1 protein-coding gene is annotated in these 242 nt (G+C 57.0%); it reads right to left on the bottom strand.

The features are described 5' to 3' along the window. Window positions 1-242: hypothetical protein (locus Q4563_RS22020; protein WP_303606056.1), on the bottom strand; the 242-nt coding region annotated here is incomplete at both ends.

Here is a 242-nt window from a genome sequence, read left to right as displayed (position 1 = left end):
CCTCTGGCCCCATCACTCGAATACTGACTGGCCAGTCAACCGGCGGGCCGTAAAGGAGTGTTTCAGCTCTGACTCGTGACTCCGGAAAATCACCGGCCGCTACCCGGTTACGAATCAATCGGATCAAACCATCTCGGGCTGCGATGTCTTCTGCCACGATAACCAGCTTGGCGAAAGCACTGTTCGGCTGCTCCGGGCTGGCAGAGATAAAAAACCGGGGAGCCCCTGCTCCAATATAAGCC

This window comes from Gilvimarinus sp. 1_MG-2023 (assembly GCF_030548285.1).
Note: the sequence above shows the minus strand (reverse complement) of the source record. Positions and strands in the feature narration are given on the sequence as shown.